Source organism: Nocardia sp. NPDC052566, assembly GCF_044547285.1.
GTDB lineage: Bacteria > Actinomycetota > Actinomycetes > Mycobacteriales > Mycobacteriaceae > Nocardia.
Genome location: NZ_JBIUAF010000010.1, coordinates 196599 through 215582, shown reverse-complemented (window position 1 = coordinate 215582; position 18984 = coordinate 196599). Strand labels below are relative to the sequence as shown.

18 protein-coding genes are annotated in these 18984 nt (G+C 67.6%); 11 read left to right on the top strand and 7 right to left on the bottom strand.

What is annotated here, in order from left to right; translation table 11 throughout:
* Window positions 1-79 precede the first annotated feature (79 nt).
* Window positions 80-739 carry a DUF4360 domain-containing protein gene (locus ACIG5A_RS43130; RefSeq protein ID WP_397251339.1) on the top strand — a complete coding sequence of 220 codons (660 nt, stop codon included), beginning with the start codon at window positions 80-82 and terminating at the stop codon, window positions 737-739.
* 139 nt (window positions 740-878) lie between these two features.
* Here ACIG5A_RS43130 and ACIG5A_RS43125 read toward each other — a convergent pair whose 3' ends face one another.
* Entirely contained in the window at window positions 879-1742 is an 864-nt protein-coding gene (locus ACIG5A_RS43125; protein WP_397251337.1) for an SDR family NAD(P)-dependent oxidoreductase, read from the bottom strand.
* A 110-nt stretch (window positions 1743-1852) separates the two neighbouring features.
* On the bottom strand, window positions 1853-2284 hold the full coding sequence (locus ACIG5A_RS43120; RefSeq protein ID WP_397251335.1) for a hypothetical protein: 432 nt from the start codon (window positions 2282-2284) through the stop codon (window positions 1853-1855).
* 319 nt (window positions 2285-2603) lie between these two features.
* On the opposite strand from ACIG5A_RS43120, the gene ACIG5A_RS43115 reads away from it, so the two are divergent.
* Complete coding sequence (locus tag ACIG5A_RS43115; protein ID WP_397251565.1) at window positions 2604-3980, top strand: MFS transporter; 1377 nt, start codon at window positions 2604-2606, stop codon at window positions 3978-3980.
* A 183-nt stretch (window positions 3981-4163) separates the two neighbouring features.
* Entirely contained in the window at window positions 4164-5609 is a 1446-nt protein-coding gene (gene gndA, locus ACIG5A_RS43110) for an NADP-dependent phosphogluconate dehydrogenase (RefSeq protein WP_397251333.1), read from the top strand.
* A gap of 56 nt (window positions 5610-5665) precedes the next feature.
* Here the strand turns inward: gndA and ACIG5A_RS43105 are convergent, their stop codons facing one another.
* Entirely contained in the window at window positions 5666-7474 is a 1809-nt protein-coding gene (locus ACIG5A_RS43105; RefSeq protein ID WP_397251331.1) for a twin-arginine translocation signal domain-containing protein, read from the bottom strand.
* A 164-nt stretch (window positions 7475-7638) separates the two neighbouring features.
* On the opposite strand from ACIG5A_RS43105, the gene ACIG5A_RS43100 reads away from it, so the two are divergent.
* The gene (locus ACIG5A_RS43100) at window positions 7639-8013 is read left to right on the top strand and encodes a hypothetical protein (RefSeq protein WP_397251329.1); all 375 of its coding nucleotides are present in this window, start codon (window positions 7639-7641) and stop codon (window positions 8011-8013) included.
* Window positions 8014-8049: 36 nt separating this feature from the next.
* On the opposite strand, the gene ACIG5A_RS43095 is transcribed toward ACIG5A_RS43100, so the two are convergent.
* Window positions 8050-8832 (bottom strand): isoprenyl transferase, encoded by a 783-nt coding sequence (locus ACIG5A_RS43095; RefSeq protein ID WP_397251327.1) that lies wholly within the window; start codon window positions 8830-8832, stop codon window positions 8050-8052.
* Between the two features lie 92 nt (window positions 8833-8924).
* Window positions 8925-9518, bottom strand: coding sequence for a hypothetical protein (locus ACIG5A_RS43090; protein ID WP_397251326.1), 594 nt, complete (start codon window positions 9516-9518; stop codon window positions 8925-8927).
* Window positions 9519-9598: 80 nt separating this feature from the next.
* Here ACIG5A_RS43090 and ACIG5A_RS43085 point away from each other — a divergent pair, with 80 nt between their 5' ends.
* From ACIG5A_RS43085 to ACIG5A_RS43070, 4 genes are all read left to right on the top strand, one after another.
* Window positions 9599-10078: a MarR family winged helix-turn-helix transcriptional regulator gene (locus ACIG5A_RS43085; RefSeq protein ID WP_397251325.1), complete on the top strand. Its 480-nt coding sequence runs from the start codon at window positions 9599-9601 to the stop codon at window positions 10076-10078.
* 73 nt (window positions 10079-10151) lie between these two features.
* Complete coding sequence (locus ACIG5A_RS43080; protein ID WP_397251321.1) at window positions 10152-11576, top strand: DHA2 family efflux MFS transporter permease subunit; 1425 nt, start codon at window positions 10152-10154, stop codon at window positions 11574-11576.
* 27 nt (window positions 11577-11603) lie between these two features.
* Window positions 11604-12839, top strand: coding sequence for an SGNH/GDSL hydrolase family protein (locus tag ACIG5A_RS43075; protein WP_397251317.1), 1236 nt, complete (start codon window positions 11604-11606; stop codon window positions 12837-12839).
* A 114-nt stretch (window positions 12840-12953) separates the two neighbouring features.
* The gene (locus ACIG5A_RS43070; protein ID WP_397251315.1) at window positions 12954-13718 is read left to right on the top strand and encodes a methyltransferase domain-containing protein; all 765 of its coding nucleotides are present in this window, start codon (window positions 12954-12956) and stop codon (window positions 13716-13718) included.
* Window positions 13719-13720: 2 nt separating this feature from the next.
* On the opposite strand, the gene ACIG5A_RS43065 is transcribed toward ACIG5A_RS43070, so the two are convergent.
* Window positions 13721-14251: a TetR/AcrR family transcriptional regulator gene (locus ACIG5A_RS43065; protein WP_397251312.1), complete on the bottom strand. Its 531-nt coding sequence runs from the start codon at window positions 14249-14251 to the stop codon at window positions 13721-13723.
* Between the two features lie 159 nt (window positions 14252-14410).
* Between ACIG5A_RS43065 and ACIG5A_RS43060 the strand changes: the two genes are divergently transcribed.
* Genes ACIG5A_RS43060 through ACIG5A_RS43050 form a run of 3 tightly spaced genes read left to right on the top strand, consistent with a single transcriptional unit; the run spans window position 14411 to window position 17677 of the window.
* The gene (locus tag ACIG5A_RS43060; RefSeq protein WP_397251310.1) at window positions 14411-15634 is read left to right on the top strand and encodes an alpha/beta hydrolase family protein; all 1224 of its coding nucleotides are present in this window, start codon (window positions 14411-14413) and stop codon (window positions 15632-15634) included.
* A gap of 26 nt (window positions 15635-15660) precedes the next feature.
* Window positions 15661-16524 (top strand): helix-turn-helix domain-containing protein, encoded by an 864-nt coding sequence (locus ACIG5A_RS43055; protein ID WP_397251307.1) that lies wholly within the window; start codon window positions 15661-15663, stop codon window positions 16522-16524.
* A gap of 7 nt (window positions 16525-16531) precedes the next feature.
* Window positions 16532-17677 (top strand): serine hydrolase domain-containing protein, encoded by a 1146-nt coding sequence (locus ACIG5A_RS43050; protein WP_397251305.1) that lies wholly within the window; start codon window positions 16532-16534, stop codon window positions 17675-17677.
* Between the two features lie 54 nt (window positions 17678-17731).
* Here the strand turns inward: ACIG5A_RS43050 and mraY are convergent, their stop codons facing one another.
* Window positions 17732-18805 carry a phospho-N-acetylmuramoyl-pentapeptide-transferase gene (mraY, locus tag ACIG5A_RS43045; protein ID WP_397251303.1) on the bottom strand — a complete coding sequence of 358 codons (1074 nt, stop codon included), beginning with the start codon at window positions 18803-18805 and terminating at the stop codon, window positions 17732-17734.
* Between the last annotated feature and the right edge of the window lie 179 nt (window positions 18806-18984).

Here is an 18984-nt window from a genome sequence, read left to right as displayed (position 1 = left end):
AGACTCCGGCGCACATGCGGGTCCTACAGTAAATCTGTTCGCGTGAATATGTTTCGCGACCGAGCATTGCGAGGATTCCATGTTCAAACAGATTGCCACCGTTGGTACCGCCGTATTCGCATTGGCCATTCCACTCTCGGGCCCAACGGCTTCCGGTGCGCCGGGGCCGGTATTCACCCCGCCGCCGGACAAAATCACCATCGAGGTCGTGACGGTCAACGGCTCGGGTTGCCCGCAGGGCACCGCCGCCGTCGCGGTCGCGCCCGACAACACGGCGTTCACGGTGACCTACAGCGATTACACCGCGAAGGTCGGTGTCGGCGCCCAGCCGACCGATATTCGCAAGAACTGTCAGCTCAACCTGAAAGTCAATGTCCCGCAAGGCTTCACCTACGGGATCGCGCAGGCGGACTACCGCGGCTTCGCGCATCTGGAACCCGGCGCGACCGCGCTGGAAAGGGCGAGATACTACTTCCAGGGCAACTCGCCGACCGACTACATCGACCACACCTTCCGCGGCTCGCTGAACGACGATTGGCAGACGACGGACAAGACCGAAGTCAGCGCGATCGTCTACAAGCCGTGCGGCGAAATGCGCAATTTCAATATCAATACCCAATTGCGGGTGGACGCGGGCACTTCGGATCCGAAGAAGACCACCAGCTTCATCACCATGGATTCCACCGACGGAAACATCGCCACCAAATACCATTTCGCGTGGAAAGAGTGCCCCAAGTAGTCACTCGAGACCACTCTCAGCCTATTTCGGCGCCGCATTACCGAAACCCGCGCCACTGAAATAGGATCCGGCACCGTCGTCCGGCGAACCCTCGGCCCACACCTCTATTCCGCGGTCCGCCGGGCGACGGCGCCGGGTATCAGCCGAGCGGGCTGGCGCCGAGCTGAGCGCCCGACATGTCGGTGATCTGCTTCCACTGCGCGGCGACCTCGTCGATCGTCGGCGGCGTCGCGAACACCGCGCCCTCGCTCTGGAACAGCGCGACCCGCTGGACGCGACCGCCACCGGCCACGACAACCGTTGCGCTGTCGGTACATTCGTCGCTCATCAGATAGCCGACGACACCGGCGACATGGGCGGCGGGCAGCTGATCGAGCACCTCCTGCGGCACGATGTCCTCGGTCATCCTGGTGGCCGCGATCGGCGCGACGGCATTGGCGAGGATGTCGTACTTGCGCCCCTCGATCGCCAGGGTGTTGATCAGGCCGACCAGACCGAGCTTCGCCGCACCGTAGTTGGCCTGGCCGAAGTTGCCGAACAGGCCGCTGGTCGAGGTCGCGACGACCACGCGACCGTGGCGCTGCTCCCGGAAGTAGGGCCAGGCGGCGCGGGTGACGAAGTACCCGCCCCACAGGTGCACCCGTTGCACCGATTCCCAGTTCTCCGTGGTCATCTTGCCGAACGAGCCGTCGCGCAGGATCCCGGCGTTGTTGACCACGCCGTGCACCGCGCCGAACTCGTCGACCGCGGTCTTGATCAGCGCCGCCGCGCCCTCCTCGGTCGCGACGCTGTCGTAGTTCGCGACCGCCGTGCCGCCCGCGTCCCTGATCTCCTGCACCACCGCGTCGGCCATCGAATGTCCGGCCCCCGAGCCGTCACGCGCCCCACCGAGATCGTTCACGACCACCAGCGCCCCCTCCCGCGCGAGCAGCATGGCGTACTCGCGCCCGAGTCCGCCGCCTGCTCCCGTGACGACGATGACACGATCGGTTACTCCGGGCATGGTGTTGTCTCCCTCGATGAATCAGTGGCGCGCGGGTACGCACCGCTCATCGGGTAGCTTCGTCGATCGGCCCCGTTCGCACCAGCCGCGAAACACGCTACGAAGGCCGATCAGCGAGTTCGGGTTTCGCATTCCTCGAAATCGGCGCCGGTCTTGAAGCAGTCGTAGAAACCGCTTTGGACGTCCCCGCTGGTCGGCGGTTCGCCGCAGAGCAGGCCGCATCGATGGGCGCCCGGCACGTTGCTGCCGTCCGGCCAGCGGCAGGCGTCCTCATCACAGGTATAGCCGCGAGTGTTCGGATCGCGAGTGAGCGAAGCCCGATGGTAGGACCACACGAACGCGTCGGTCCGCTGCACCTGCGTGCAATACGCCGCGCGACCGTTCGCCAGACGGCCGAGCGCCCCATGGTCCTGGCAGTACGCGTTCAGTTCGACCACGGGCTCGGCCGTGGCGGCCGCCGCCGGACCGAACAGCACCATCGCACCGGCCAAACCCATGACGACGCGATATCCGATCCCGCGCCGCAGTACCTGTCCCATCATTTCCCCCTTGCGTGCCAGCCCGATTCGCGCCGATTCGGAACAACCCGCACGCGATTCTCGGAGATCCCCCTGTTCACAGTACCCGGGTGGCGGCCATGCCGATCGCGCTCGGCCCGGCGGGCCGCGTCGCCGAATCCGGCCGGACAACCCGTGACGCGCATCACGCACAGCCGCGTTGCCAATACCCCCAGGGGGTATTAATGTCATCGCTGTCGAGCAATCGAGAGAGGAACCGAGATGGAGCAGTGCCGCTGTCCCAGCACCCGCGATCCACCCCCACCCCGATCCCGAGGAAGTGTTTCCGATGCGCACCGCGCCCATGATCAGCTCTCTGTTCCGCAACCACGACTACCTGCGACTGTTCACCGCCCAGGTCTCCGCCCTGTTCGGCACCGGATTGACCACCGTCGCACTGGGATTGCTCGCCTACGACCTGGCCGGAGGTAACGCGGCCGCGGTGCTCGGCACCGCACTGACCATCAAGATGGTCGTCTACGTGACGGTCGCGCCGATCGTGGCCGCCTACGCCGACCGCTTCCCCCGCCGCCTGTTCCTGGTGTCGCTCAACGTCATTCGCGCCGCGATCGTGCTCGCGCTGCCGTTCATCGACCAGATCTGGCAGATCTACGTACTCATCGCCGTACTGCAAACCGCTTCGGCCGCTTTCACGCCCACCTATCAGGCGGTGATCCCGGACATCCTGCCCGACGAGCGCGAATACACCCGCGCCCTGTCGGCCGCGCAACTGGCAGCCACCATGGAAACCCTGCTGAGCCCCATGCTCGCCGCGGCGGCACTGGCCGTGATCAGCTTCCACTGGCTGTTCGTCGGCACCGCGATCGGATTCGCGATCTCGGCGATCCTGGTCATCACCACCCGCATCCCGAACGCGGGCACCGCCACCGAAGGCTCCTTCCGGGAACGCATCTCGGCCGGCATGCGCATCTTCGCCGCCACCCCGCGGCTGCGCGGCCTGCTCGGCCTCAACCTGGTGGTCGCCGCCGCAGGATCGGTGATCATGGTCAACACCGTCAACTATGTGCGCGACACCCTCGGCGGCACCCAGTCCGGTGTGGCGATGCTCTTGGCCGCCAACGGATTCGGCACGATGCTCGTCGCACTGTCGCTGCCCCGCGTCCTCGACCGCGCAGGCGCCAGGCCGGTGATGCTCGCCGGTGCGGCCACCCTGATCGCCGGACTCGGCTCGGCCATCGCGCTGTCGCTGGCGAATACGGGCGACTGGCGCTGGTCCGCCGCGATCGCGACCTGGGCGCTGGTCGGCGCGGGCACCGCGGCGATACTCACCCCGACCGGGCAGGTGCTGCGGCGCTCGTCGCAGCCCGCCGACCGTCCCGCGCTCTTCGCCGCCCAATTCTCGCTGTCGCACCTGGCCTGGCTCATCACCTACCCGATCGCCGGATGGCTGACCACCGCGGCCGGATTCACCACCACCTGGGTGACGCTCGCCGTGCTGGCCGGGCTGGGATTCGTCGCGGCACTGCGGATGTGGCCGCGTCACGATCCCGAGGTGATCAGCCACCTGCACGAGGTCGGCACCATCGACCCGGCCAGGCTGCTCGATGCGGTGCGCGTGGACGACCGCTTCTACCGCCACACCCACGCCTACGTCATCGACGCCGACCACCGGCGCTGGCCGGCACCGCAGCGGCGGCAGCTCGAAACCGCCGCCGCCTGAGTCCCTTCCGCGAGGCGGGCACCCGAGCCACGGGTGCCCGCCTCGTCGTCATCCAGCCGATTCCACCCGGGCCGCCCTGCCCCCGCTCCGGACGGTGGTACCCCGGAAGGGTAGAAAAGGTCCAGGCGTCACGGAGTTCCCGGCGCCGTGCAACCACATCTGTTGAACGGAGAGAGACTCTTCATGACGACCTCTGATGCGCGCGCCCAGATCGGTGTCACCGGCCTGGCGGTCATGGGCAGCAATATCGCCCGGAACTTCGCACGGCACGGCTACACCGTCGCGCTGCACAACCGCAGCGTCGCCAAGACCGACGCGCTGCTCGCGGAGCACGGCGGCGACGGCGAGTTCGTCCGCACCGAGACCATCGAGGAGTTCGTCGCCGCGCTGGAGAAGCCGCGCCGGGTGCTGATCATGGTGAAGGCGGGCGACCCGACCGATGCCGTGATCGAGGAGCTCGCGGCCGCGATGGAGCAGGGCGACATCATCATCGACGGCGGCAACGCCCTCTACACCGACACGATCCGGCGCGAGGCCGCACTCCGCGCGCGCGGGCTGAACTTCGTCGGCGCCGGGATCTCCGGTGGCGAGGAGGGCGCGCTGAACGGTCCGGCGATCATGCCGGGCGGCCCGAAGGAGTCCTACGAGTCGCTCGGCCCGCTGCTGGAGTCGATCGCGGCCCAGGTCGACGGGACGCCGTGCTGCACCCACATCGGCCCCGACGGGTCGGGCCACTTCGTCAAGATGGTGCACAACGGCATCGAATACGCCGATATGCAGTTGATCGGCGAGGCGTACCACCTGTTCCGCGACGCGCTCGGCTTCGACGCCAAGCAGATCGCCGACGTGTTCACCCAGTGGAACTCCGGCGATCTGGAGAGCTACCTGGTCGAGATCACCGCGGAGGTGCTCAACCAGGTCGACGCCGCGACCGGGCGGCCGCTGGTCGACGTCATCGTCGACGCGGCCGAGCAGAAGGGCACCGGCCGCTGGACGGTGAAGTCGGCGCTCGATCTCGGCGTTCCGGTCACCGGTATCGCCGAGGCGGTTTTCGCACGCGCGCTGTCGGGTTCGCGCGCCCAGCGCAAGGCCGCGGCCGGACTCGCCTCCGGCACCCTCGCCGAAAAGCCCACCGACACGGCACAATTCACCGAAGACATCCGCCGGGCGCTGTACGCGTCGAAGGTGGTCGCCTACGCGCAGGGCTTCGACCAGATCGCGGCCGGTAGCGCCGAATACGACTGGGATCTGCACCCAGGCGACCTGGCCACCATCTGGCGCGGCGGCTGCATCATCCGTGCCCGGTTCCTGAACCGGATCAAGGAGGCCTACGACGAGAACCCGGCGCTGCCGAGCCTGATCCTCGCACCGTACTTCCGCGAGGCGATCGAAACCGCCATCGACAGCTGGCGCCGAGTCGTGTCGACCGCCACGCTGCTCGGAATCCCGGTGCCCGCGTTCGCCTCGTCGCTGTCGTACTACGACGCCCTGCGCGCCGAGCGGCTCCCGGCCGCGCTCACCCAGGCGCAGCGCGACTTCTTCGGCGCGCACACCTACGAGCGCATCGACGCCGACGGCAAGTACCACACGCTGTGGAGCGGGGACCGTTCCGAGGTACGCGCGGACTGACCTGAATCCGCTCATCCGACAGCCCGGCCCGGTAACCCCGTGCCGGGCTGTCGTAGCTACGGGTCGATGGTGCGGACGATGTAGTCGGCGATGCTCGACATGACCGGGTCGGGGCTGCCGTCGTTCTGCCGCGGCGCCGCGTTGATCATGTCCTGATGGCTGTAGTCGCGCACCAGGATTCGGTCGTCCTCGAGAAACTTGGGTAGCCAGCCCATCTTGCCGCCCCAGAGTTGTTCGCTGACCAATTGGATGCCGGTCAGCCGGGTGCGGAAATCCTCGAAACGGATGAAACGGAAGTCCCCGCTGCGGTTTCCGGTGAGCATGAACATCTCATCGGTCCACTGGCGCATCGACATATACGAGTCGACGAAGCCGAGCCGCCCTGTGCCCCAGGCTCTGGCGACCTGGCGGGCGTCGCAGTGCTGCTGCTCCGGCCGCGCCAGCGGGCCGCCATCCGCCGCGACCTGCGGGAACTCATAAGGCTCACCGACCCTGTCGTAATTGCGCCAGCGGTAGAGGCGGCCAGGCTCGGTAGGCATCATTCGCGGCTGCCAGGAGACGACGCTCGTCGCCCAGCCGAGCACCGGCACCGTGTTGAATTCGGTGCCGAACGGGAACTTTCGCTCGGCCACCGGACCGCCGTCGAGTGTCCCGAAGCTCGTCGCGATGGCGCTGCCGAGCAGGCTCGCGTCATAGAAACATCCGAGTACCGCCTCGTTGGTGAACCGGAAATCGCGGAAGTTCCGCTGTCCGGTCAGCACATTCGCGATATCGCCGCCGAACAGCACCCGGCCGACCGCCTCGTAGAACCAGGTACGCGGCAGCTCACGCGGCAGCACGCTCTCCTCGTCGGGCTGGAAGCGGGCGCCGATTCCGATGATGTTGATCAACGTCGCCAGCTCCGGAATCGGGTTGGGCACAGCGTCTTTCGGGAGCAGATCCAGTAGCGGTGTCAGCATGTCCGGCACCATCGCGGTGCGCGGCAGGATGCCGCGGCGCAACCCCTCGGTGACCGCGTCCACCGACATGGTCCCGACGGCGCTGTCCCAGCCGATGCGCAGCGCCTGCGTCAGCTGCGGAATATCCTGCAGCGGAACGCGAATCGGCATCGGGCCGTCGATGCTGACGTACCCGGCCAGCTGGCTGCACCCGGCGTCGGCGAGATCGCCTCGATCACCGAAGTCCCACGACGCGTACAGCGCGATGATCTGACCGCCATAGGAATGCCCGCCCGCGAACAACTTTCGCCTGCGCACCGCCGGGTCGGGGATCTCGTTGGCATTGATGAAATGCCAGTCCTCCATGATCTGCCGCAACCCGATATCGGCGAGTACGGCCGAACGCTCGTCGCGCAGTGTGAATCCCGCGAAGCGCCGCCCGTCGATCTCGGCACCGTGGAAGTAGTAGTTCCACGCGACGGTGTAGTCGCGAGCCGCGACGGCAGCCTGGGTGCCGGTCGTATCGATGAGGGCATTGAAACGCCGGTCCATACACCAGAATTCGGCGCGCACACCCCGCCTGCCGAGCTCGCGGACGGTGTTGCGCGCGACCGGATCGATCGAGGACGCGCCCTCCCCCGCACCGGCCTGCGCCGAGATCACCGCATCGGCCGCGCCCGGGTCGTCAGGTCCGGCCGCCAGACGGAACCGCAGGAACGACAGATAGTCGACCTCGGGTGGATGCGGCATCGCACGCGCGGGCATCGGCGCATACCAGGTCACCTCGCTGACCAGCACCCCGTCGTCGTTCTCCAGCACCACCTCGGTGCGGCCCTGCGGGGCAGCCGATCCGAAGGGCGCACCGACCACTGCGGCGCCGGCGGCCAATGCGGCGGCGGACAAGAACGAACGACGGTCGACGGGCATGCGTGCCAGTCTCGGCACGGTGGACCTCGGCGAGGTGCGAAAGCGCGCCCGATGTCCACAGACGTCAACCTGCTGACCGGCAATGCCGGTCCGACGTGGCGAAGGACCACATCCGCGAGGACACTGAGGTCGTAGCGCCGAATTCGTCGCGAGGAGTAGAGGCGATGGCAACCAACGGACCTTTCGGCATCGATCCGGAGGACTTCGAACGCACCCTGCGCGAGGCGGGCGCCGAAGCACGCAACCTCCTCGGCAAAGCCGCGGAATACGTCGACCGCACCAGCCTGAACACACTGGCGGGCCTGCTCAGCCAGTTCGCGCAGCCACAGCCGGCGAAACCGGACGGACCGACCACCGGCGAATCCGGCAGCGGCGTCTGGGTCGTCTACACCCTCGACGACACCGGCCGGGCCAGCGTCGACCAGGTCTTCCCCACCGAACTCGAGGCCCTGCGCGCGCACCGCGACAACACCGACGAACACCGACGCGTCCGCTTCCTCCCCTACGGCATCCCGGTGGGCGTCCTCGACGCGAGCTGACGTGGGTCGCTCAGCGGCACGGAGCCTTATCCGAGTTCACTTACCGAATCGCCGCTGACGCCCGGCATAGGAGCGCAGTGCGCGGAGAAAATCTATGCGGCGGAATGCCGGCCAGTAACAGTCGAGCCACTGCATCTCGGCGTAGGCGGACTGCCATAGCAGAAATCCGGAAAGGCGCTGCTCGCCGGAGGTTCGGATGATGAAGTCGGTGTTCTCCACGGTGGGCGAGTACAGATGCCTGGAGATATCGTCGACGTCGAACTGCTCGATCAGCTCGAGCGGGTCGCCACCGGCCGCGACGTGCTGCTGAAATGCGCGCTTGACGGCGTCGACGATCTCGCGCCTGCCGCCGTATCCCACCGCGACATCCACCTTGGTGCCGCCGCGCCCGATCGTATCGGCCACCGATTCCTTGAGTACCCGCGCGGTGTCGCCGGGGAGCAGATCGAGCGATCCGATGACCTGGACCTCCCAGTCCCTGCCATCGGCGGCGATATCGCCGATGGTCGCCTCGATGATCTCGATCAGCGGCTCTAGCTCCTCGGGCGGGCGGCCGAGATTGTCGTCGGAGAGCATGAACAGGGTGACGTGCGCGATATCGGCGGCCGTGCACCATTCGAGGAATTCCACCACTTTGGCGCCGCCCGCCCGATATCCCGCACGGACATCGTCATGGCCTGCTTCTCGCCCCCAGCGGCGATTGCCGTCGAGGATGATTCCGATGTGCTGCGGCCGCGGCTGCCCGACCAGCGTCGTGGCCAGCCTGCGCTCGTAGACAGTCTCCATCGGCTGACGCAAGAACAAGGGTAGAAGTCTCATTCACTCTTCTTAGGTCACAGTGACAGCGCCTGGAACCGACGCAGTATATCGGCTACCCGGTCAGGCGGCCAGGATCAGTCCGTGGGCGGAAGTCACAGGAGCCGTGGCCGATCGAAATCCGAATTGTCGATGACCATGTCGACGGACGGGAGCGGGTCGACCTCGGCGAGGTAGATCTTTTCGGCGGGCAGGTACCGGTCCCGGTGCGTCGACTCGTCGTTGTCGCGCGCCGCCCCACGGCACAGCGAAACCTCGGGGGACACCTCGAGCCAGATGCGAAAGTCCCAGTACTCGTTGATCTCCGGGCGGAACGCGAAGACCCCGTCGACGATCAGCACCGCGTCCTCGGGGGCCTCGGTCGACTCCGACGAGTGGTCGGTCTGGGTCAAGGGATCGATGAAGCACAGCGCACACTCACCGGAACCGCTCGGGCCACCGGGTTCCAGCAGCAGGCTCCGGATCGCCGCGTAGTCGAAGGCATTGCGGTAGTAGCCCGCTCCCGACTCGCGATCGTAGCGATGCCGATCCCGCCACGGCCTCTTGAAGTCGTCCGAGCTCGCCCGCAACACCGGCCGTCCGGCCCGGCTGACCTGTTCGGCGAGCTCATGACCGAAACTCGTCTTCCCCGAGGCCGTCAACCCGTCGATGCCCACCCGCAGCCGCTGCCCGCGAACTCGTTCCGGCACCGGCCGTCACGAGCTCAGGTCGCGAACGGCGACGTAATGGACTTCACAAGATAATCTACAGCGGACCTAGAATGGGTCGCATGACCGCCATGGCACCCTCGCGCACCGAACCCGATCTGTCGTTCCTGCTCGACCGGACGAGTCACGCGCTGCGCACCCGGATGGCCGCGGCGCTGGCCGAGATCGGGCTGACGGCGCGGATGCACTGCGTGCTGGTGCATGCGCAGGAAGCGGAGCGCACGCAGATTCAGCTGGCCGAGATCGGCGATATGGACAAGACCACGATGGTGGTCACCGTGGACGCCCTGGAGCAGGCCGGACTGGCCGAGCGACGGCCGTCGAGCACCGACCGGCGCGCCAGGATCATCGCGGTCACCGAGAAGGGGCAGCAGGTCGCCGAGCAGAGTCAGCGGATCGTCGACCAGGTGCACCGCGAAACGCTCGAATCGCTGCCCGCTACCGATCGAAAGGTGTTGCTGCGCGGGTTGACTCAACTGACCGAAGGTCACCTTGCCACGCCGGTGGAAGCGCCGCAAACGGCCCGCCGCGCCCGCAAGTAGATCTCCTAGAGATTGTCTGCTTCGAAACTATCCGCTACGGTCTCTCTTGTTGGTTCTCGAACAGGAGTAGACCGTGCCGTATCCCAAATCTCTCGCGCTGGCCGTACTGTCGGCCTCGACGTTGATGACCATCCTCGACGGCAGCATCGTCACGGTGGCGATGCCCGCGATCCAAGACGATCTCGGCTTCACCGACGCCGGGCTGAGCTGGACGGTCAACGCCTATCTGATCGCGCTCGGCGGACTGCTGCTGCTGTCCGGGCGGCTCGGTGATCTCGTAGGACGCAAGCCGATGTTCCTGATCGGCAACGTCGTCTTCACGGCCGCGTCGCTGCTCGCCGGCGCGGCGACCGGCCCCGCGATGTTGATCGCCGCCCGGTTCCTGCAGGGCGTCGGCAGCGCCATCGCCACCTCGGTGGTGCTCGGCATCCTGGTCACGCTGTTCACCGAACCCGGTGAACGGGCAAGAGCCATCGGCGTTTTCAGCTTCACCGGCGCCGCGGGCGCCTCGATCGGCCAGGTGCTCGGCGGCGTGCTCACCGATACGCTCGGCTGGCACTGGATCTTCCTGATCAATGTGCCGATCGGCGTGCTGACGGTGGCACTCGCCGTCAAGGCGCTGCCCGCCGATCGAGGGATCGGACTGGCCGCGGGGGCCGACGTCCTGGGTGCGGCGCTGGTCACCTCGGGCCTCATGCTCGGCATCTACACCATCGTTCAGGTCGAGCGCTACGGCTGGCTGTCGGCGCGGACGCTCGGCCTCGGCGCCGTCGCGATCGCGCTGCTCGCCGCCTTCCTGGTGCGCCAGGCGACCGCGGCCACGCCACTGCTGGCTCTACGAATCTTCCGCTCGCGCAACGTTTCCGGCGCCAACGCCGTGCAGATGCTCACGCTGTCGGCGATGTTCGCGTTCCAGATCATCGTCGCGCTGTACATGCAGCGTGTGCTCGGCTACGGCGCGCTGAAGACCGGCCTGGCCATGCTGCCCGCCGCCCTCGCGATCGGCGGGGTCTCGCTGCTGCTCTCCGCCCGGCTCGTCGCGCGTTTCGGCGCCAGGACGGTGCTGATCGCCGGGTTGGTACTGCTGCTCGCCGGGATGACCTGGCTCGCCCGGCTGCCCGTCGACGGCTCGTATGTGGTCGATCTGCTGCCGATGATGGTGCTGATCGCCGGTGGCGGCCTGGTGCTGCCCGCGCTGACCGGCCTGGCCATGTCCGGCGCCGAAGCCGACGATGCCGGGCTCGCGTCCGGATTGTTCAACACCACCCAGCAGGTCGGCATGGCGATCGGCGTCGCGGTGCTGTCGACGCTGGCCGCCTCGCGCACCGGCGAACTGCTCGGTTCCGGCGCCACCGAGGCCGAGGCGCTGACCAGTGGCTACCGGCTCGCCTTCGCGGTCGCGGCGGCACTGCTGCTCGCCGCGATCGTGGTGAGCGCCACCGTATTGCGCCGCCCCGCATCGGATCCGGTACCCGGCGAGCTCGCCGTCGCGGCCTGACATTCCCTGTGACAGAACGGATCTACCATGCGATTCTTTCGCGCACTGCTCGTGGCCGTCGCACTGACCCTGCCCACTACCGCCGTGGCCGCGCCACCGGAACCACCGGGCTGGACGGCGGCGTGGACCACCTCGCCGCACCCGCCGAGCAAAGCCTTCGTCCCGAACTGGGCCGAGACCGGATTCGCGAATCACACGCTGCGCCAGTCGATCCGGGTGAGCGAGGGTGGCGAGGCCACCCGGGTGCGGCTGACCAACCGCTACGGTGCGACACCCCTGGTCGTGTCGGGGGCGACGATCGCCCGCACCGCGAGCGGCGCGGACATCCGGCCGGAGACGCTGCGCCCGCTCACCGTCGGCGGCGCGGGCGCCTTCACGATCGCGCCGGGCGCCGATATCGCGACCGATGCGGCGGCGCTGCGGATCGCACCGTTCGAATCCCTCACCGTCACACTGTATCTGGCCGAGCCGACCGGACCGGCGACCCAGCACGCACAGGCCTTCGCGACCGCCTACCGCGCCACCGGCGATCATCGCGGGGACGCGGGCGGCGCCGCGTTCGGTGAGAACACCCCCTCGTGGTACTACCTGGCCGGAGTGGACGTCTTGAACGCGGCGCCGCGCCGCACGGGCGTGGTCGCCTTCGGCGACTCGTTCACCGACGGCGTCGGCTCCACGCCGGGCACCGATCATCGGTTTCCCGACGAACTGGCCGAACGTCTTGCCGCCGAAGGTGTTCCGCGCGCGGTGCTGAATCAGGGCATCGGCGGCAACCGCGTCACGATCGATTCGTCGTGGCTCGGTGACAGCGCACAGCGCCGATTCCGGCGAGATGTGCTCGACCAGCCCGGTATCGGCACCGTGATCATCCTCGAAGGCATCAACGATATCGGCCTCAGCGCCGGCGCCGCCGATGTCGGCGAGCCCGCGGTACCCGTGTCCGCGGCGCAGCTCATCGACGGTCACCGCGACCTGATCCGGCAGGCGCACGCCCAGGGGCTGCGCGTGATCGGCGCGACCCTGCCGCCGATCCAGGGTTCGCCGTACGACTCGCCCAGCGCCGACGCGAAGCGGGTCGCGCTCAACGAATGGATCCGCACCGCGGGCGAATACGACGCCGTCGCCGATATGGACGCGGCCCTGGCCGACCCGGCCGACCGGCATCGCCTGAACCCCGACTTCGACAGCGGCGACCACCTGCACGTGAACGACGCGGGCGCGGCGGCCATGGCCGCCGCGATCAACCCCGCCGACCTCGCCTGATCACAGCGGTGTGGTCCCTGCCCCAGCGGGGACCACACCGCCGTCGAGGCGAGCAAGCCACTGCGGCGGCGGCGAACGCCGCTGTCGCGATGGTGCTGCGGCTAGGTTGGGGTGATGGGCGGTGGCGATGTGGCGGCGCGGTGGCGGGAATGGCAGCAGACCCCGTGGGGGCGACTGCGATACACACTGGCAGACGCCTTGCTGGCGCGGCATCTCGACGGCGAGCGGCTGCGGGTGCTCGACGTCGGCGGCGGGGACGGTGGTGATGCCATGCGGTTGGCCGCGCGCGGTCATCATGTGACGATCGTCGACCGGTCCGCGGAGATGGTGGCAGGCGCCGAAGAACGCGCCGCGACAGCAGGTTTCGCGGACCTGATCGACTGCGTCGCCGCCACGGCCACCGACCTGCCCGCGCAGGTGGTGGCGGGGGCATTCGATGTGGTGGTCTGCCACAACGTGATCCAGTACTTCGACGATGTTCGCGCGGGACTGCGATCGGTACTCGCTCCCCTGCGATCCGGCGGGCTGTTCTCGATCATCGCGTTGAACAAGCATTCCCCGCCGTTGGCGCTCGCGGTGCGCGAGATGGATCCGCGCACGGCGCTGGCCCGCCTGGACGACGACCACGCGCGCAGCGAAACCCTGGATGCGACCTACACGCTGCTCACCGCCGAGCAGGTCCGCGCGACACTGGCCGACCTCGGCTGTACTGTCCAGGCGCACTATGGAATTCGGGCTGTCTGCGACTACATGACCGACGACGACCGCAAGTACGATCCCGAATTCTTCGCCCAGGTGCAGGAGTTGGAGCTCGCGCTCAGCGACCGCATGCCGTATCCGCACATCGCGCGCATGTTCCAGCTCATCGGAACGCGATAGGGCTACCCGGCCTCGAAGGCGCGCAGCGTTCGCCGCACCGAATTGCGGATGAGCGCCTCGTCGACAGGCCGGGCGGTCACCAGGACGCGCAGGTAGATCGGCGCGATCGCCAGTTCGTTGAAATCGTCCGGATCGGTGTCCCCGGGGAGTTCACCGCGGGCGATCGCGCGCTCGACGATGACGGCCGAGCCCTCGAAGCGCGTCGTCCAGAACCGTTGGCTCGCAACGCGGACCCCCTCGGCGTCATCGGCCATCGCGACCTGCGCGCGCAGCAGCGCGAGCAACCGCGGCTCGGCGAGCACCGCGACGACCTCGCGCAGCAGCGCTTCCAGATCATCGGCGAGCGATCCGGTGTCCGGGATGGGAATCTGCCCGTCCACGTACGTGAGCACGGTGTCCGCGACGAGGTCCTGCTTACTCGGCCACCGCCGGCGGATCGTCGTCGGATGAACACCGGCGACGCGCGCGGCATCGGGGATCTCGAACCCGTGGTAGCCCCGCTGAAGTAGCAGGTCGAGGGTCGCTTTGCGCACCGACTCGACCACTCGCGCGCTGCGTCCGCCCGGCCTCGGCCTTCGTTCACCCCCGTCTCGCTGCTCCACCACGAAAGCTTGACATCCGGTAGGCACAGTTCCAAACTCTCTTAACGCACTTTCGCGTGCGTTAATTTCAGCCTGATGAGGAGCCGCGCCATGCGCCCACGATCCACCCTCGACCGACGACGATTCCTGGCGAGCGCGGGCGCCGCCGCCAGTGCGCTGGCGCTGGCGGGGATGTCGCCCGCCCGCGCCCAGCCTGCGCCCGTCCAGCGCTGGCCCGATCGCCCGTTCTTCGATTTCCAGCTCCGCCGCCTGCTCGGCGAGGCGCCGATGGGCGGCGCGGAGGTCGACGAGGTGTCGGCAGCCGTCCAGGCCATCGGCCCGTCCCCGAGCGCGGAGGCATGGGTGCGTGAGTTCGCAGGCCTCGGCCGCGGCTTGGTCCGGCAGGCCGCCGAGATGACCGATCCACGCCGCGCCCGCGCCACCTCCCTGCGCGCCGCCAACTACCTGCGCTCGGCGGAGTTCTTCCGCCCACCGCTCGGCGCCGCACTCGAGCCGAAAATCGCGATGTATCAGGAGATGCGCCGGTTGTTCGCGCTGGGAACGGTGGACCAGCGGGTAGAGCCGGTCCAGGTCCCCTATGAAAACACTTGGCTGGACTCCTATTACGTCCATCCGGACGAGACAGCGGCGCGAACACATCCGGGCGTGGTGTTCTTCGGCGGACTCGACAGCGTCGGCGAAGAACTCTATCTGTGGGCCGGAAGAGAACTCGCGCGCAACGGTATCGGCGTTCTGCTCGTCGACGGTCCCGGCAACGGCGCATCGCTGCGCCTGCGCGGCATCCTGTCCCGCTACGACTACGAGGTCGCCGCCAGCGCATCCGTCGACTACCTCGAACGCCGACCGGGAGTCGATCCCCGCCGCATCGGCTTGATCGGCATCAGCCTCGGCGGCTACTACGCCGCCCGCTCGGCCGCCTTCGAGCACCGCCCGCGCGCCACCGTGGCATGGGGCGCGATCTGGGACCAATCCGAGATCCTCACCAGCCCAGGCGATCTCGAGACCAAACTGTTCCTCGCGCAGTACGGCGCGTGGGTGCACGGCGGCGGCGACCCGGCCAAGGCGCTGGTGAATACCCGCCGATTCACGATGGCCCCGGTCGCCCACCTGATCCGCAACCCGATCCTCGTCCTCCACGGCGCCGACGACACCCTGGTACCCGTCGAGCAGGCACACGCACTGTACGACGCCATCCGAGCACCGAAAACACTCCACATCGTCCCCTCCGGCCACCCCGGCTCCGCACACTGCCAGGCCGACCACATCCCCGCCGCGTGGGAAGTGATGATCCCCTGGTTACTGGATCACCTGTGAGCTCGCTTCTTCCGTAGCCTGGACAGGTGGGAGTTGTGCGCGAGTCTGGTGGGGGGTGGGATTTCGCGGGTCCGGCGGATGATGTGCCGCCGGGGGCCGCGATCATCGGTTACCGCGATGTGGGTGGCGCCGGGTTGGATCTGCGGGTTGCCGGGACGACGGCGGTCACCGTGGTGATCGGGTTCGGGGATCACGAGGTGATCGTCGACGATGCCACGGGGCGGCGGACAATGGACGGGTTCGTTGTCGGGCTGCCCGCTGAGGCCATGCGTGTCCGTAGTGAGCGGGCGGCGTGCATCGAGATTCGTTTGTCGCCGATCCAGGCGTATCCGCTATTGGGTATTCCCCCACGCGATTTGGACCGAGGCGCGGTCGCCCTGGAGGACGTGTGGGGTGAACCGGCTCGGCGGCTGCGCGAGCAGCTCGCGTCGACCCGAACCTGGGACGAGCGTTTCGCGGTGACGAAATCGTTTCTGGCGCAGCGTGAAAGGCCGAAGCGAACGCCCGACCCCGAGGTGCTCGCGAGCTGGCATCGCATCCTGACCTCCGGCGGTCAGCTGCGGATCGGTGCGCTCGCCGAATCCCTCGGGTGGAGCCATAAGCGGTTGCTGACGCGGTTCGAGTCCCAGATCGGCCTGACACCCAAACGGGCGGCGATGCTCGCCCGATTCCGTTGTGCGGTAGACGGTCTGCTGGCGGGACGGCCCGCCGCCGACGTCGCGACGGCCTGCGGGTACGCCGACCAGGCTCATCTCTGCCGAGAGGTGTCGATGTTCGCGGACCAGACGCCGGGGGCGCTGACCGAGCACTACATGCCGACCATCGCCCGATATCGCTACCGGGCATGGGGGAAATTTATCCAATACCGGGCGGGGTCGGCCGACAGATAGTGGTGTCATGACCGACACCCTCGATCCCATCGAACTACAAACCGCCCTGGAAGCCGTCCAGCACGCGGGCGTGCCCGGACTCTTCGCCGAGGTGCGCGACCACGACCAAACCTGGTGCGGCGCAGCCGGAGTCGCCGACGTCGCCACCGGCCGCCCCGTCACGGCCGAGATGCGACACCGCGTCGGCAGCATCAGCAAGGCGTTCACCGCGGCCGCCGTACTGCAGCAGGCCGAGAACGGCGACATCGCGCTCGACACACCGATCGCCCACTACCTGCCTCACTTGGTCCCCGGCGAACGGGGTGCGGCGATCACGGTCCGCATGCTGATCAACCACACCAGCGGTCTCGCCGACTACCTCCCGCACGCCTACCCCTCCCTCGCCGCCTTCCCCGCCGTCGCGAAGACGACGCCGAAAAGCCTGGATGACCACCGGTTCACCAGGTTTCATCCGACCGAGCTGATCGAGCTCGGAGTCTCGGCGCCTCCTGCCGGGACTCCGGGTGGCACTCCGGGGGTGTACTCCAACACCAATTACCTTCTCCTGTGCCAACTCCTGGAGTCGATCACCGGAACCTCGGCGGAGAAGTGCATCACCCGAAATGTCATCGACCGCGCCGGGCTGCGCGACACCGAGCTCCCGACCGGACCCTATATCGAAGGACCACATTCGCTGCACTACGAGTCGTGGTTCGGGATGATCGACCCGCCAAGGGATTACAGCGTCTTCGACATGTCGTGGGTAGGCCCCGCGGCGTCACTGATATCGACCGTCGCGGACCTGAACCGCTACTTCGCCCTACTGCTGGCAGGCGAAATCATCAGCCCGTCGTCGCTGGCACAGATGCAGCACACCGTCCCGGTTATCTCCTTCGAGGGCAAACAGATCGAGTACGGCCTCGGCCTGCACCGAGTAGAAGTCCCCGGCCGCGGCACCTTCTGGGGCCACGACGGCTCCGCCTGGGGCAGCGGAGCGATATCCCTGATCAGCGCCGACGGCACCCGCCAAGCCTCCATCGCGGTAAACCTGCAACGCTGGAACCGGCTCGACTCCTCGGGAAGACCACAGCCCCACCCCATCGACACCGCCCTGCGTACCCTCACCCACCTTGCACTCGGCCACGAGCAGACGTCCGGGAAGTCACGTGGCTGAGGCCATTCGGAGCACCAGTCGAATACCGAGGTGGTGCCGACCCTTTCCGCTATATCAGCCGACGGCGGCGAGGTATTCGCTGTAGAACCAGCCGAGGCCGACGGCGGCGGCGATCCCGCCGAGGAGCCAGAAGCGGATGATCACGGTGGTTTCGGCCCACTTGCTCAGTTCGAAATGATGGTGCACCGGGGCCATCCGGAACAGCCGCCTGCCGCTGGTGCGGAACACGACGATCTGCAGCAGCACCGAGACGGCCTCGATGACGAACAACGCTCCGACCACGGCCACCAGCAACTCGGTGCGCGTGGTGATCGACAATCCGGCGAGCAGGCCGCCGAGTGCCATCGAGCCGGTATCGCCCATGAAGATCTTCGCAGGCGCGGCGTTCCACCACAGGAATCCGACGCACGCCGCACCACCGGCGGCGCAGACCAGCGCCAGATCGAGCGGGTCGCGCACCGCGTAGCAACCGACCGCGGGCTTGGTCGCGCAGGCATTGCTGTACTGCCAGAACGTGATGATCACGTACGCACCCAGCGCCAAGCTCATCGAGCCGCCGAGCAGGCCGTCGAGACCATCGGTGAAGTTCACCGCGTTCGACCACGCGACAACCCAGAAACACACCGCGAGGACGAACACGGCGACCGGCAACATCCAGCCGACGTCCCGAACGATGGACACACTCCGGCTCGCCGGGGTCAATCCCGTGCTGTCGGGGAATCGCAGCGCGAGCACACCGAAGACGACCGCCGCCGCGATCTGACCGACGTACTTCCCTTTCGCCGTCAGTCCCAGATTGCGCCGCTTGCGCAATTTGATGAAATCGTCGAGAAACCCCACGACACCCAGCGCGGTCGCCAACCCGAGAACCAGCAGCCCGGACGCGGAAACACCTGGCGCGTCATACCGCAGCCCGACCAGATGCGATCCCAGATACCCGGCCCACATGCCGACCACGATCGCGATACCGCCCATCGTCGGCGTCCCCCGCTTGGCCTGATGGCTGGCCGGCCCCTCGACCCGAATCTCCTGCCCCATCCTCCGCTGCGCGAACACCTTGATCAGCAACGGCGTCAACGTGATCGACACCGCAAGCGCGATCATCGCCGAAAACAGAATCTGCCTCATCAACACCCCAAGTCATCGCCGAAACTCCCGGCTACCCGTCACGAACCAACACGCGGGTCAGATGCTAGCCACAATCCCCGTGCCACGGTGAGCGTGATCGCCTCGGGGACAGTCGAATAGAGCAAGGAGCCGCCCTGTGGCGCTTTGGAGTCGTGAGTCCACGGCGTTCCGAGCGATCA